The sequence below is a fragment of the Flavobacterium oncorhynchi genome, assembly GCF_002217355.1.
Lineage (GTDB): Bacteria > Bacteroidota > Bacteroidia > Flavobacteriales > Flavobacteriaceae > Flavobacterium > Flavobacterium oncorhynchi.
The window spans coordinates 57,816-73,047 of record NZ_MUHA01000007.1; the positions used below are offsets into that span (position 1 = coordinate 57,816).

General features: G+C 32.2%; 15 protein-coding genes. 7 read left to right on the plus strand and 8 right to left on the minus strand.

Features of this window, described 5'->3' with window-relative positions:
• Positions 1–35 precede the first annotated feature (35 nt).
• Positions 36–392: a hypothetical protein gene (locus tag B0A75_RS05700; RefSeq protein ID WP_089053333.1), complete on the minus strand. Its 357-nt coding sequence runs from the start codon at positions 390–392 to the stop codon at positions 36–38.
• Positions 393–655: 263 nt separating this feature from the next.
• Between B0A75_RS05700 and B0A75_RS05705 the strand changes: the two genes are divergently transcribed.
• From B0A75_RS05705 to B0A75_RS05725, 5 genes are all read left to right on the plus strand, one after another.
• Positions 656–1,201 carry a CvpA family protein gene (locus B0A75_RS05705; RefSeq protein ID WP_089053334.1) on the plus strand — a complete coding sequence of 182 codons (546 nt, stop codon included), beginning with the start codon at positions 656–658 and terminating at the stop codon, positions 1,199–1,201.
• A 140-nt stretch (positions 1,202–1,341) separates the two neighbouring features.
• Positions 1,342–2,058 carry an NUDIX hydrolase gene (locus tag B0A75_RS05710; protein WP_089053335.1) on the plus strand — a complete coding sequence of 239 codons (717 nt, stop codon included), beginning with the start codon at positions 1,342–1,344 and terminating at the stop codon, positions 2,056–2,058.
• Between the two features lie 163 nt (positions 2,059–2,221).
• The gene (lepA, locus tag B0A75_RS05715) at positions 2,222–4,018 is read left to right on the plus strand and encodes a translation elongation factor 4 (protein WP_089053336.1); all 1,797 of its coding nucleotides are present in this window, start codon (positions 2,222–2,224) and stop codon (positions 4,016–4,018) included.
• A 284-nt stretch (positions 4,019–4,302) separates the two neighbouring features.
• Positions 4,303–4,917, plus strand: coding sequence for an outer membrane beta-barrel protein (locus B0A75_RS05720; RefSeq protein WP_089053337.1), 615 nt, complete (start codon positions 4,303–4,305; stop codon positions 4,915–4,917).
• Between the two features lie 112 nt (positions 4,918–5,029).
• Entirely contained in the window at positions 5,030–5,989 is a 960-nt protein-coding gene (locus B0A75_RS05725; RefSeq protein ID WP_089053338.1) for a helix-turn-helix transcriptional regulator, read from the plus strand.
• A 38-nt stretch (positions 5,990–6,027) separates the two neighbouring features.
• Here the strand turns inward: B0A75_RS05725 and B0A75_RS05730 are convergent, their stop codons facing one another.
• Together B0A75_RS05730 and B0A75_RS05735 are read right to left on the minus strand one after the other, a co-directional pair.
• Positions 6,028–6,525 carry a DinB family protein gene (locus tag B0A75_RS05730; protein WP_089053339.1) on the minus strand — a complete coding sequence of 166 codons (498 nt, stop codon included), beginning with the start codon at positions 6,523–6,525 and terminating at the stop codon, positions 6,028–6,030.
• 49 nt (positions 6,526–6,574) lie between these two features.
• Positions 6,575–7,054: a DinB family protein gene (locus tag B0A75_RS05735; RefSeq protein ID WP_089053340.1), complete on the minus strand. Its 480-nt coding sequence runs from the start codon at positions 7,052–7,054 to the stop codon at positions 6,575–6,577.
• Positions 7,055–7,327: 273 nt separating this feature from the next.
• Between B0A75_RS05735 and thiL the strand changes: the two genes are divergently transcribed.
• The gene (thiL, locus tag B0A75_RS05740; protein ID WP_089053341.1) at positions 7,328–8,374 is read left to right on the plus strand and encodes a thiamine-phosphate kinase; all 1,047 of its coding nucleotides are present in this window, start codon (positions 7,328–7,330) and stop codon (positions 8,372–8,374) included.
• Positions 8,375–8,461: 87 nt separating this feature from the next.
• Here the strand turns inward: thiL and B0A75_RS05745 are convergent, their stop codons facing one another.
• The 5 genes from B0A75_RS05745 to B0A75_RS05765 form a co-directional block, all read right to left on the minus strand.
• Complete coding sequence (locus B0A75_RS05745) at positions 8,462–9,160, minus strand: response regulator (RefSeq protein WP_089053342.1); 699 nt, start codon at positions 9,158–9,160, stop codon at positions 8,462–8,464.
• Complete coding sequence (locus B0A75_RS05750; protein ID WP_089053343.1) at positions 9,150–11,162, minus strand: tetratricopeptide repeat-containing sensor histidine kinase; 2,013 nt, start codon at positions 11,160–11,162, stop codon at positions 9,150–9,152. Before B0A75_RS05750 ends, B0A75_RS05745 begins: the two co-directional genes overlap by 11 nt.
• 143 nt (positions 11,163–11,305) lie before the next feature.
• On the minus strand, positions 11,306–11,623 hold the full coding sequence (locus tag B0A75_RS05755; RefSeq protein WP_089053344.1) for a hypothetical protein: 318 nt from the start codon (positions 11,621–11,623) through the stop codon (positions 11,306–11,308).
• Between the two features lie 176 nt (positions 11,624–11,799).
• Positions 11,800–12,609: a LytR/AlgR family response regulator transcription factor gene (locus tag B0A75_RS05760; protein WP_089053345.1), complete on the minus strand. Its 810-nt coding sequence runs from the start codon at positions 12,607–12,609 to the stop codon at positions 11,800–11,802.
• A 285-nt stretch (positions 12,610–12,894) separates the two neighbouring features.
• On the minus strand, positions 12,895–14,436 hold the full coding sequence (locus tag B0A75_RS05765) for a glycine--tRNA ligase (protein WP_089053346.1): 1,542 nt from the start codon (positions 14,434–14,436) through the stop codon (positions 12,895–12,897).
• A gap of 161 nt (positions 14,437–14,597) precedes the next feature.
• On the opposite strand from B0A75_RS05765, the gene B0A75_RS05770 reads away from it, so the two are divergent.
• Complete coding sequence (locus B0A75_RS05770; protein ID WP_089053347.1) at positions 14,598–15,218, plus strand: ComF family protein; 621 nt, start codon at positions 14,598–14,600, stop codon at positions 15,216–15,218.
• Positions 15,219–15,232 lie beyond the last annotated feature (14 nt).

Sequence of the window (15,232 nt, forward strand, 5' to 3'; positions counted from 1 at the left end):
AAAATCTAAAATCTATATTCTAAAATTTAAATTTTCTATTCTATTACTTCCCTTTCTAAAAAATAATTAACGATTGCCTCTTTCATTAAAACCGATTGTTCGCCAGCTTTTAAAGCCGGTAATTGTTCTTTTACTTTGTAATGAGGCCACCCTTCAGCATCAAAAAAATCAAATTCATAAAACCCATAAGGCTCCAATAATCTGCAGATTGCAATGTGCATCAAATTTAATTTTTCATCTTTCTTGAACTCTCGATGAACTTTTCCGAGTTCCTGAACTCCAATTAAATAAATAATTGCATCTAAATCTAGGTCTTCACCTTGCGAAAATTGATTTGAAAGTATATCGACGAGCTTTTCCCAGCGCTCTTTTAATTGTGTATCTCTTGACATTTTATTTATGATTTTAGATCTTAGATCTTAGATTGCTGATTTAAAAATCTAAAATCAGCAATCTGAATTCTAAAATTAGAGTTGCAAAGATAAGAACTTCAAATCCAAAGACCTCAAAAAACGAAAACTTCCGTTTTTACGATATCAAAATCTCAAGTATACTAATTGATTTTGAAAATTAAAAACTTTACCCCTTTGAAGCTTTGCTCCTTTGAACCTAAAAAAAGATCTATATTTGCGCCTTTATTAAATCCACAGAAAACATGAGTTTTTTTGATATTATTGTTGGTGCACTTTTAGGTTTTAGCTTATACAAAGGCATTAAAAATGGGCTTTTTGTAGAAGTTGCCTCTTTTATTTCGTTGTTGTTAGGAATTTATTTAGCAATTAAATTTTCTTCTTTAATTAAAGATATAATCAGCAAACATGTGTCGTGGAATCCAAGCACAATTCAAATTACAGCTTTTATACTAACTTTTATTTTAGTTGTAATAGGTGTTTATTTTTTAGCCAAAATCCTTACGGGAATTGCCGATTTTGCCTTTTTAGGATGGGCAAATAAATTAGGTGGAGGCTTTTTTAGGGTTTTAAAATCAATTCTTATTTTAAGCATTTTTATTGCCTTATTTGAAAAAATCAATTTCAATAATACTTTCGCTAAAAAGGAAACTCTGGACAAGTCTATTTTTTATAATCCTGTAAAAAAAGTGGCCGCTTTTGTATATCCGTCAATTGAGAAATGGTACGAGAATTTCAAAGACAATCAGTCAGATAATTCCTCAAAAAACAGCAATACACCACCTAACTAATACAATTACTGCTTTAATTTTCTTTTCTTTCTATTTTTAAATTATTGGTTGTCAAATTTTTAAGCCATTAAAAATATTAAATGATCAACAAGAAGAGTTGTGCTTTTTATTTATTTAATTTGTAAAAATTTACTTCGCAAATGAATAAAAACGTAGAAGCCTGCTCTGTTCCAAAAAGTGAACAAAATGCAATGAAAGCGATTACAATTGACTGTGTTGTATTTGGTTTTGAAGAAGGAAGTCTAGAAGTTCTTTTAGTACAACACGCGGAAGGAATCAGTAAAGGAAAATGGGGACTTCCAGGCGGATGGATCAATAAAACCGAAAGCACTGATACTGCTGCTCAACGTTTATTAAGTGAACTTACAGGTCTTGATAACATTTATTTGGAACAGTTAAAAGTGTTTAGCGATCCAGATCGTTTTCCGCTTCGGCGGGTTATTACTATAGGATATTATGCTCTTGTAAAAAGAGAAGATTATAATATTAAAGTTGGCTTCACCGCATCTGATGCAAAATGGTACAAAATAAACAGTATTCCTGATTTAATCTACGATCATAACGAAATCCTGTCTTACAGTTTACAACACCTTCGCAGCAGAGTTCGCCATGCTCCTATTGGCTTTAATCTTCTTCCTGAAAAATTTACTTTATTGCAGTTGATGCATCTTTACGAAGAAATTCTAGGTACTGCTTTAGAAAAATCAAATTTTAGAAGAAAAATTCTTCATATGAAACTACTGCTTGAACTGGATGAAAAAGAACAAGATGTTTCGCATAGAGCTGCAAAACTTTATAAGTTTGATGACGAAATCTACAAGAAATTAACTCAAAAAGGGTTTAATTTTGAATTTTAAAGCACTTTTTAAATCTTAGCTTTTAACTATCGGGCTTCTGAATTCCAGAATCCAAAACTTTGCGCTATCTTTGCGGCTTAGTAACATACGCTAAAGCAATTGTTAGAGCGCAGTTTACATTAAAAGAAATACTTAAACTCGATTAGAGAACTTATATATTACAATGAAGAAGATTCGTAATTTTTGCATTATTGCACACATTGACCACGGTAAAAGCACACTGGCAGATAGATTATTGGGTGCTACTCAAACCGTTACAGCCCGTGAAGAAAAAGCTCAATTGCTTGACAACATGGATCTGGAGCGTGAACGTGGTATTACCATAAAAAGTCACGCTATTCAAATGGAATACACTTACAAAGGTGAAGAATACATTTTGAATTTGATTGATACTCCTGGACACGTCGATTTCTCATACGAAGTTTCACGTTCGATTGCTGCCTGCGAAGGTGCACTTTTAATTGTTGATGCTGCGCAAAGTATTCAAGCACAAACTATTTCTAATTTGTACTTAGCATTAGAAAATGACTTAGAAATTATTCCGGTTTTAAACAAGGTAGATTTACCAAGTGCAAATCCTGAAGAAGTTAGTGATGATATCATCGATTTGCTGGGATGTAAATTGGAAGATATTATTCATGCTTCTGGAAAAACAGGTTTTGGTGTTGAAAATATCTTAGCTGCAATTATCGAAAAAATTCCAGCTCCAAAAGGAAATCCTGAAGAACCTTTACAAGCTTTGATTTTTGACTCGGTTTACAATCCGTTTCGTGGAATCGAAGTTATCTTTAGAGTTGTAAATGGTGAAATTAAAAAAGGGCAAAAAATTAAATTCATGGCTACCGGCAATGAATATTTTGCGGACGAAATTGGAACTTTAAAATTAAATCAAGTTCCTAAAAATGTAATTTCTTCAGGTGATGTTGGTTATTTAATTTCTGGAATTAAAGAAGCCAAAGAAGTAAAAGTTGGAGATACTCTAACTGATGCAAAAACACCGACTACTAATATGATTACTGGTTTTGAGGATGTAAAACCAATGGTATTTGCGGGAATTTATCCTGTTGATACTGAAGATTACGAAGATTTGCGTTCTTCTATGGAGAAATTGCAATTGAATGATGCTTCGTTAGTTTTTACTCCTGAAAGCTCTGCTGCATTAGGTTTTGGTTTCCGTTGCGGATTCTTAGGAATGCTTCACATGGAAATTATCCAGGAACGTTTAGAGCGTGAGTTCGATATGACTGTAATTACTACGGTTCCTAACGTTTCGTATTTGGCTTATACTAAAAAAGATCCGGAAACTGCATTTGTTGTAAATAATCCTTCAGACTTACCTGAACCATCTCGTTTAGACAGAGTTGAAGAACCATATATTAAAGCAACTATCATTACAAAAGCTGATTTCGTAGGTAACGTAATGAGTTTATGTATTGAGAAACGCGGCCAAATTACCAATCAAACGTATTTAACTACGGAACGTGTTGAATTGAATTTTGATATGCCTTTGGCAGAAATCGTATTTGATTTTTACGATCGTTTAAAAACAGTTTCAAAAGGTTATGCTTCTTTTGATTATTCTCCTATTGGAATGAGAACTTCGAAACTAGTAAAACTGGATGTTCTTTTAAATGCACAAACGGTTGATGCTCTTTCTGCTTTAATTCACGAAGACAACGCTTACAATATTGGTAAAAAAATGACCGAAAAATTACGTGAGCTGATTCCAAGACAACAGTTTGATATTCCGATTCAGGCTGCAATTGGAGCTAAAATTATCGCTCGTGAAACCATTAAAGCACTTCGTAAAGACGTTACCGCAAAATGTTACGGTGGAGATATTTCGCGTAAGCGTAAACTTCTTGAAAAACAGAAAAAAGGTAAAAAACGTATGCGCCAAGTAGGAAACGTTGAGATTCCACAAGAAGCGTTTATGGCTGTTTTAAAACTTAACGACTAGATCTTTTATTTAGAAAAAAGAATAAAGAGAATAGAATATAGATAAAAACCCGATGACTTATGTTATCGGGTTTTTCTTTTTTAGCAAAGTCATTATTAAAAACTAGTAATCAATTCATTACAAAAAAAGCAATTAAATCCAATCCAAATAAACATATGTAAAAAGCTACAAAAATAAAAATATTAACACCCTTCGCAGAATTTTGATGCAGTTCGTCGAAATTAACACAGAATTTAACACAAAAATTATAACTTGTAATCTTACAACTTTAAAACCAGATAATTATGAAAACTAAATTTTTTATTATTTTATCGATGTTAACTTTCTCATTCGTTAATGCTCAACAAGAAGAAGTTGAGTCAGAAATGAAAACTGCAAAAGGAATCACTTTTGCGCATGGGGATATGTTTGTAGAAGGTTCTATACAAATTAGCACTGGCGGCGACCAGGATTACTATGCTTTCAATCCTAAATTTGGATACTTCCTTAATAACAAATTTGCTGTTGGAGGTCAATTAAATTATTCAAGCAACAAATTTGAATCAACAAATACTAAAACAAACATTTTTGGTATTGGAGGATTTGCAAGATATTATGTGCTTGAATTAGATAAGAAACGTTTCAAAGCATATAGTGAAGCCGGCCTTGGCTATGGCCGAAACAAAGTTGAAACAAGTGCAGGTTCTGACGACAGCAACAGTCTTACTGCTAATATTAATGTTGGTTTAAACTATTTTTTAACCAAAAATATTGCCGTTACATTTACCCTTGCTAACATTTTATCTTACAATAGTGTTTCGCCGGAAAATGGTCCATCATCAGATACTTTTCAACTAAACATCAACTTATTTGAAAACATTTTTGATCAACCAAAGTTTGGACTTTTGTATAAATTTTAATTCGTTTCTACGATTTACCTATAAAAGCTGTCTCAATTTGGGACAGCTTTTTTATTTCTTTAAACATCAAACCTTTGTAACTTTGAGCCTCTTAACCTTTGAACCAAAAAAAATGCTCGACGAAACTCCTAAAAGATTTGACCGAATTGTGGCTATTCTAATTCAATTACAATCAAAAAAAATTGTAAAAGCACAAGAATTGGCAGATCGATTTGATGTGAGTTTACGAACTATTTATAGAGACATCAGAACTCTTGAAGCTTCTGGAGTTCCAATCTACAGTGAAGCTGGCGTAGGCTACGCTTTAATGGAAGGCTACAGACTTCCGCCGGTTATGTTTACGCGCGAAGAAGTAAGCAGTTTTATTGCTGCCGAAAAACTAATGCAGAAGTTTACTGATCCTGCTCTTGGAAATCATTACGCATCGGCAATGTATAAGCTGAAATCAGTCCTTCGAAGTACTGATAAAGACTGGCTTTCTAATATTGAATCTAAAGTTGTAATGCAGACTGCAGAACCAATGTTTAACGACAATTCTCCAAATACTTTAGCGGTTCTTTTTGAAAGTATTGCTGAGAAAAAACAAATCTTGCTTTCGTACAAAACTTTTGAAAGCGATCAAACTAATGAACGAAATATTGAGCCTGTTGGTGTTTTTCACGATCATAACAATTGGTACTTTTTAGGATATTGTCATCTACGAAAAGATTATCGCCAATTTAGAACAGACAGAATTCAAAAAATTCAGAAAACGGAAACTAGTTTTACGATCGAACATAATTCCTTGGACACTTATTTATCTAAAAACGAAACTATTCCAACTACAAAAGTCAGGATCTTGATTGACAAAAAAATCTCCCGCTACTTAGGAACTGAAAAAAAATATCATGGCTTTATTTCAGAAAAAGAAGTTGATGGAAAAATAGAAATGACGTTTATGTGCAAGGATATTGAAAGCGGGTTCCCGCGTTGGTTTTTAATGTTTGGTGATTATGCCGAAATCTTAGAACCTGAAAGACTAAAAACAAGAGCTTTAGAATTACTAGAAATTAACAGACTAAGACTTTTATAAAAAAACTCCTGAGAGAAATCTTCAGGAGTTTTTTTTATTTATTTCTGTTTAACAACGTTGTAAAAATTATAATCTGTATTTGAAGCGTCTGTAATTCCAATGTTTCTACCCATTGTAACTATTTGCCCTCTATGATATGTTCCGTGATTAATCACCTGAAGCAAATAATCAGAAACTGGAAGTTCGCATTCAAACCAAGGATTACTAATTTTAACTTCTTTAACCAAATCTTCTTCAGACAATGAATGGATAATGTCCTTCAACTTTACAGATGAATTTAATAGTCCTGCAAATATTTCTTCTTTCGACAATTCATTTTCTGCTTTCTTTTCTATTGGAGAAGTTTCAGAAATGATCGAAAACCAATATTCTTCTGTAGACCAAATATGATCCAATGTTTTCATAATATTTGAAAAACTCGAAGAAACCTCTGCATAAAGCAATTCATCAGATTTCGGCGAAAGCCAATTTACAAATTGTTGATTTACCCATAAATTATAATCGGCATAATTAGACATTATCTTTTTTAAACTCATAGCTGTTAATTTAGATTTTTAAAGTTAAACGAATTAAAAAGCAATCTGATTATCTTTCCCAGAAAAATGGAGGTTCAATATTTAAAGCTCGCAAATACACATAACCTTGCCCACGGTGATGCACTTCATTATCAATAAAATACAAAATATTTTGAATAATTGGAAATTCATATTGTCCAAATAGATTAAAGTTTTCATTAAAATCTTCGATCGACAATTTCTCCCAATATTTATTAATTTCCTCTGTTGCCTCATCCCATTTTTCAAGGTACTGTGCTTTAAAAATCAATTTTTCTGTTCCTTCTGTATAAGGCTGAACGTCACGATTAACTATCGATTTAAGTGCTGGTGCAGCAATAGCTAAAAGTTCATCAGCTAATTTTGCAAAAGGACGCATACCTCCAATCGAGAATTCAAAAAAATCTTTTTCAGGAAAAGCCTCAATCACATGACGCGTAAGCGCGCGATGTCCTTGCCAATGTTTCAATAATTCTTCTGAAGTAATTACTTGTGCTTCTAATGTTTTCATGGTTTTAAAGTTTTAATATTTCTATACTTCAAAAGTAAAATGAGCCGGTGACAACAGTTTGTCAGTAGGAAAAAACAATTAAAAATTATTTTACATTTTCTTTTATTTTTTTGATAATCGACAAGAAAATACTAGGTATAGACACACAGCAGTGCGTCTCTACAAAATAAACATGCTAGAAAAAAACTTAGAACCTTAGCCTCTCAGAATCTTAGTGTCTTTAGAAAAAACCTTTGTACCTTTGCACCTTACAAACTTTGGAACTTAAAAAAAATGATCGAAGATAAAAATCCTCAACGTACCAGTATAGCACAATTAGGCGAATTTGGCCTAATTGAACATTTAACCAAGAACTTTGATGTTACTCAAGAGTCTACTTTAAAAAGTATAGGCGATGACGCTGCTGTTCTTGATTTCAAGGCTAAAAAGGTGGTCGTTTCTACAGATTTATTAATAGAAGGTGTGCATTTTGATTTGGCTTATATGCCCTTAAAGCATTTAGGATACAAAGCTGTTGTGGTAAATGTATCTGATATTTGCGCCATGAATGCTAAACCAACGCAAATAACTGTTTCTGTTGCCGTTTCTAATCGTTTTCCATTAGAAGCCTTAGAAGAATTATTTGAAGGGATTACGCATGCCGCAAAAGAATATAAAGTAGACGTTATTGGCGGTGACACTACCTCATCACAAAAAGGATTAATTATCAGCATAACGGCTATTGGCGAAGCTGATGAAGATGAAATCGTTTATCGTAATGGAGCTAAGCAAACTGACTTATTAGTTGTAACCGGCGATATTGGCGCAGCATATATGGGATTGCAGGTTTTGGAACGTGAAAAACAGGTTTTTCAGGTAAACCCAAACAGTCAGCCAGATTTGGATCCTTATACTTATTTGGTCGAAAGACAACTAAAACCCGAAGCGCGCAAAGATGTTCGAACTCTTTTGCATGCACTTGAAATAAAACCAACTTCGATGATTGACATTTCTGACGGCTTATCTTCAGAGATTATTCACATCTGTAAGCAATCTAAAGTGGGTTGTAATTTATATGAAGATAAACTTCCTCTAGATCCTCAGTTTATTTCGACTTGTGAAGAGTTTAATATTGACAGCACTACTGTTGCGATTAATGGCGGCGAAGATTATGAACTTCTTTTTACAATAGATATTAATGATTTTGATAAGATAAAAGGAAATCCGAACTTTTCAATTATTGGTCATATGGCTGATGAAAGCGAAGGAATTCATTTGGTAACTCGCGCCAATACTAAAATTGCCTTAAAAGCACGCGGCTGGGATGCTTTGAGCGAATAAACTTTAAAAAATCTAATAAAAAAATTCCAAATTCTAATGTGTTTTGAGGCATTGGAATTTGGATTTTTTTATTTTGAAATTTTATTTTTAGAAGAGTCCTTTGCTCTTTGCTTCTTTTACTAAATCATCATTTGAACCTGATTTTACTTTCAGCAGTTCCATTAAACCAATCCTGCGTCTTTGAATTTCATTTAAAGAAATAGCAATATAATGAGGCATTTCAGAAAGTTCTGTTCCCTTTGAAAAGTGGAACAAAATCTGCTTATCAAACTCATCAATTTCTATAGAATTGTGTGGTGATTGATTTAGCATTTTTACGACTGATTGGCTATAATACTTTTCGCATTTCATTACTTTATCAAACGCAAAAAGCAATTCATCAAAAGTTAAATCATTTTTTATAACTAATCCATTCGGATTAATTGTCCTGATAATGGTTTTGATTTTCAGTAATTCTGTATACATCGTAAGCAAAACGATTTTACAATGCGGCATTTTTTTAATGATCAATTTTGCCAGATCTTCGCCAGAAAAAAGATCTTTTTCTTCATAGGCCGGCATACTTATATCTAAAAAAGCAATGTCAAACTCAGGTGTATGCTCATCTTGCAATAACTCGTACGCTGATTTACAATCGTGGGCTTGTGCAATTTCAAACTCGTATTCTTTGGGATTATATCGAGTTATTGCATTCTTATATCCTTCAATAATAAAAGGATGATCATCGACAATTAATATATTGGGCTTTATTAATTCCGAAATTGGGGCATTGCTATCAGATGTCATTTTTATGTAGGTTAATTTTTTGATCTATTGGAACTTTAACAACTAGAAGTGTTCCTTCTCCTTTGGCAGATTTTATGGCGACTGTACCCTTGCATTCTGCGGCTCTATATTCTATATTATGCAAACCTATACCCTTTTTTTTACGTTTGGTATTAAATCCAACTCCATCATCCATAATTGACAATATGAGATAATCTATTTCGCTTTTAAACTCGACTTTAATGGTTTCTGCATCTGCATACTTATTACAGTTTTGAAGTGCTTCTTGAACAATTCTATACAAATTAATTTTAACCGTATTGTTTACGAGTTCCCATTTTATTTGAGAATCAAAAAAAGTGATCAATCTAGAATCGTATGTATTTCTCTGATTTTCAATTAGTTTATTCAAAATTAAAACAAAATTATTTACTAGTTCTGATTTCTCTCGATTTAAATCGTGCGATATTTCTCGAATATCTTCTTCAATACTTTTTAACTCAGCCAAATATTTTTTTCGTTTCGGCGCCGCAAGGCTTTCGTCTACTTTATCTAAACTATCCAAACTAATTCGAATTCCAAACATACGCCCTAAAACACCATCATGCAATTCCTGAGCAACATTTTTCTTTTCTCGAATTCGAGTTGCTTCTATCTCATTTTGCTGCGAAATCATCAGATTATAAATATCTTCATTTGCTATCTGCTGCTGCTGTTTAAAAAGCAGCTCTCTATTTCTTGCCTGCTGCGTTTTATAAACATAAAAAAACAAACCCAGCAATGTACAAATACTAAAAACATACACTAGGGTTTTGTTTTTTTCTTGCAAGTTAGAGTTCTGGTCTTTTATTTCATTCGTTTCATATTCGATACGAGAGAATTTTTCTCCCATTTTTCGCTCTGCTTTCAGCATTTTATCATTTAACCTGATATATTCCTTTGAATAAACCGAAGCTCGGGCAGGATCAACAACTGCCAATTGTTTAAGTGCATCTAACGTACTAATCAATTTTGTTGTGCCTCGGGATGAATTTAACGCTTGTTTTGCAAATTGAACGGCTCTTAAAGTATCTTTTTTTAAAGCAAAGTATTCAGACAAATGTATTTTACTAGAAACTACTCCTGATGTAAGACCTAAACTATCTCTAATTTTTAATGATTTATAAAACAAATCCGGCAAGTTGTCAAATTCTTTTAATTTGAATTTAGAATAACCTAAATTATCAAGTAAAATGGCATAGAGACTTACCCTGTCTTTAAAAAGGTTTTCCTGATTTAAACCTTTTTCAAAAAATCCTTTTGCTTCTTTGTAATTATTCCAATTTAAATATATAAAGCCTATATTATTTAATGAAGCCGCCTTATATTGAAACAATGTTGGTATTGATTTATCTTCCAAAGTCTTTAAAGCCTTGTTTTGAAACTCTAAAGCTTTTGTATATTCTCCTCTTTCATTATACAATACTCCTAGTAAATTGTAACTTTCATAATACAACTCATTTACCTTTTGCTGTTTTTTTAAACTGCTTAAAGCTTTAAAAACGGCGATCTCACTTTCAAAAAAATCCCCCTCGTTATATTGCAGACCTGCTTTGTTTAAAATTGTTTTTGACAAATTAAAATTATCATTCAACTTCAAATAAATTTTTTCTGCTTTATAGTAGTGCATGAAAGCACTATCCGAAATGGATTGAGAAGCATAATAATCTCCCAAATAGCTGTATGCTTTTGCCATATGGACAGAATCACTAGAATTAGTCGCTCTTTCTAAGATCAACTTGGTCACTTGAAGATATGATTTCCAGTCGCTTATATTGTAATATCGATTGGCTACTTTAAAAAGATTTACTTTATTAAGAGAATCGTCCTTTTGATTTAGAATTACATTTAACGCTTTCTCATTGTAACCCTTCTTAATATTAAAAGGAAGCTTATCCTCATTTGCTAACGAAAGATATGTAGACAAACTATCTACTGGAGGAATTTCATTTTTAGCAAATTCTGTTTTCTTGGTACATGCCATTAAAACAAAAAATAAAAGCAATATTATTTTACGTTTTCTTTTCAATTGCGATTTAGAGTTTCACCAAAAATAGTAAAACTATAGACACAAAAAAAAAGCTGTCAAAAAATTGACAGCTTTACTACATATTATTCAGAGTTTAATTAATCTAATTTTTTATCTGTTCCAATAGATTGATTAACACTTGCAAAATTTAAATGTGAATTACTTCTTACTTGATGAAAATCTGCTTTCTTTTGTCCTCCTACAGCACCAGTTCCATCTGTATCCATTAATTGTTCTCTTACTTGATGAAAATCAGCTTTCTTCTGTCCACCTACAGCACCAGTTCCATCTGTCTCTCCATCTCTCTCTATTGTCTGATTTTGTGCCAATAGTACTGAATTTGTTTTTGGTGTTGCAAAAGAAGTTGCTACCATTACTAAAGAAAATAGTCCGAAAGTTAAAGCTGTTTTTTTCATGATTTGAGGTATTAATATTTTTAAATGATTTTTTTTTTGGAGTTGTTCACTTAGTGTGAATCATGGTGTAAAACTAACACCGTAATCAAAAAAAATTTATACGAAAAAACAGGTTTATGGTAGATCATGCCCAATTGATAGTCAATGAGCGTCAAATCAATGTAATCGCTTAATTGTTAGACTTCTAAATAATTTCCAGCAGTAAAATCTGCAATAATTAAGTCGACATTTGATTTATAAGTTTTTGAAAAAGGGATCTTTTTCAATGAGTTTTTTATGTAACATACTGAGTGTCCGCTATGAATTCTTGCAATGTAATTTCGATTTATAATATAACTGTTGTGAATTCGAATAAACGGATACACTAAAACGTTCTCGAAATGCTTTAATGTCTTAAAAGCTGTTATCATTTCACCAGAATTTAAATAAATATCTGTTGAATTATTATCGGCTTGAAAATATGCAATATCATCGGCATTTATATAACGATGATCTCCATATGATTTAATACAGATTATAAGTGGTCTATCAAATATTTGACCAGTTTTTGTATCTGAGGTAATTAACGTAGAAACCTCTTGTTTAAAAACTTTTAAGTTTAGATCTTCGGTTATTTTGTTCAGTTTCAAAACTGTTTTCAACAAGTCTACAGGTATTATTGGTTTTATTAAATAATCAAACACACCAAATTTGATCGCATTAAAAGCTTGTTCTGTTTTTAATGTGGTAATAACAATGTGAGGAATTGTATCTAAAAACCTGTGCAATTCATTAATAAAAGCAAACGATAAATTACTTGAACTATCCTGGGGTTCAATTTCCAGAAAAACAATAGACGGCTTATGTTCTAAAACCAAATTTAAGCCATCTTGATAATTAGAAGCTGAAGCCGCAAAAGACAACTCCGAAAAACCTTCAGCAATTGTTTTGGTTTTTGAAATACTCTCAGCATCATCATCAATAATTATATACGAATACTTATTCAAGATAGTTTATATTGCTTTTTCATTAATCCCTTCCAGCGCTTTCTATTTGAGATTAGAAAACAGTTTCATAAATACTTTAAGAAAAAATTATTATTTTTCATTTTATCCGCATCTAAAAATACGAATTTCAATATTTTAAGCATTTCATTGTTAATACATTACTTCAAAATGTTAACACATACTGATGAAATGCAAAAATATCCGATGAATTGCATCATTCAAAATTAAAAAAATCCCAAACTCCTGCTAAGGAATTTGGGATTTGTATTGTTAAGCATCCAAAGATTACATCTTCATCAACCAATTTTTCATTGAAACCTCGTTTTCAATAATACCTCTTAATTCAGAGATTTTTACACGATCTTGTTTCATTGTATCTCTATGACGAATTGTTACCGTTTCATCTTCAAGAGTTTGGTGATCTACAGTAATACAAAATGGAGTACCAAGTGCATCTTGTCTTCTATAACGGCGTCCTACAGCATCTTTTTCATCATAAGAAACATTGAAATCCCATTTTAGATCTTCTATAATCTTTTTTGAAATTTCTGGTAAACCATCTTTTTTAACTAATGGTAAAACTGCTGCTTTTGTTGGCGCTAAAACTGCCGGTAATTTTAAAACTGTTCTTGACGAACCGTCTTCTAATGTTTCTTCTTGTAATGATGTTGCAAATACAGCCAAGAACATACGATCTAAACCAACTGAAGTTTCTACTACATATGGCACATAGTTTTCATTCAATTCTGGATCAAAATATTGTAGTTTTCTACCAGAATATTGTTCGTGTGCTTTTAAGTCAAAATCGGTACGAGAGTGAATTCCTTCTAACTCTTTAAATCCGAACGGAAAGTTAAATTCAATATCTGCAGCAGCATTTGCGTAATGTGCTAATTTCTCGTGATCGTGAAAACGGTAATTATCTTTTCCTAAACCTAAAGATAAATGCCAGTTTAAACGTGTTTGCTTCCAATGTTCGTACCATTGCATTTCTTCTCCTGGACGCACAAAAAATTGCATTTCCATTTGTTCGAATTCACGCATACGGAAGATAAACTGTCTTGCAACGATTTCGTTTCTAAATGCTTTTCCAGTTTGTGCAATTCCAAAAGGAACTTTCATACGACCGGATTTCTGAACATTTAAAAAGTTTACAAAAATACCTTGTGCTGTTTCTGGACGTAAATACAAATCCATTGCAGACTCTGCAGAAGCTCCAAGTTTAGTTCCAAACATTAAGTTAAACTGCTTTACATCTGTCCAGTTTCTAGAACCTGTTTCAGGATCAGCAATTTCAAGTTCTTCGATTAAAGCTTTTACATCTTCAAGATCACCATTTCCTAAAGAACGTCCTAAACGCTCTCTAATTTCTCTTTCTTTAGCCAAATATTCAATTACTCGAGCATTTGTAGTTACAAATTCTTCTTCATTGAAAGCGTCTCCAAAGCGAGCTTTCGCTTTTTCGATTTCTTTTTTAGCTTTTAGATTAATCTTTTCAGCATAATCTTCAACTAAAACATCGGCTCTATATCTTTTTTTAGAATCTTTATTATCAATTAATGGATCATTGAAGGCATCAACGTGACCTGAAGCTTTCCAGGTAGTTGGGTGCATTAATATTGCTGCATCTAAACCAACAATATTTTCATTCATTTGAACCATTGATTTCCACCAATATTCACGGATATTCTTTTTTAATTCGACACCATTTTGTGCATAATCATACACTGCACTCAATCCATCGTATACTTCGCTTGACGGAAATATAAATCCGTACTCTTTTGCGTGCGAAACCACATTCTTAAATAAATCGTCTTGTTTTGCCATAGTAATGCAAAAATATAAAAAGTACTTATAAAAAAAAGAAAAATTAAAAAGATTGAAGTTCAAATTTCTTTATTTTTGTAACTAAATTCTTTCTATTTGTGTTTAAATTCATAATCGACCTCTTTTTCCCTAAAGTTTGCTCGGGATGCCGCTCTGTTTTAATGACTAACGAAACCGTTTTATGCACTCGTTGTCGTCATGAAATACCTCTAACTCAGTATTACCTAGACCCAAATAATGGAGCTGTAAAAAAATTTTACGGCAAAATTGAAATTGAACATGCTTCAGCATTTGTGTACTTCAACAAAAAAGGAATCGTTCAGGAACTCATTCACAATTTAAAATACAAAGGCCATGAAGAAATTGGAGTAGTGTTAGGAGAATGGTATGTTGAAGATTTAAAAGAACTGCAATTAAAAACGCCTTTTGAAATGATTATTCCTGTCCCGCTGCATCCAAAGAAATTTAAAGAACGCGGCTATAATCAAGTCGCTTCTTTCGGAAAAGCACTTGCCGAAGGTTTAAAAATACCATATGACGATTCTATTTTGTATCGAACTAAGTATTCAAAAACACAGTCAAAAAAGAATCTTTTAGGGCGATCCGAAAATATCGAAAATATATTTGATGTGATTTTAAAAGAAGAAAATCACAATAAGCATTTTTTAATTGTTGATGATGTGCTCACAACTGGAGCAACTTTGGAGGCTTGTTCTCGTGCTTTATTAAAAATTCAAGGAGCAAAAATCAGCATTGCATGTATGGCAATGGCAAATTCTTAAGAGAGAAATTTTAA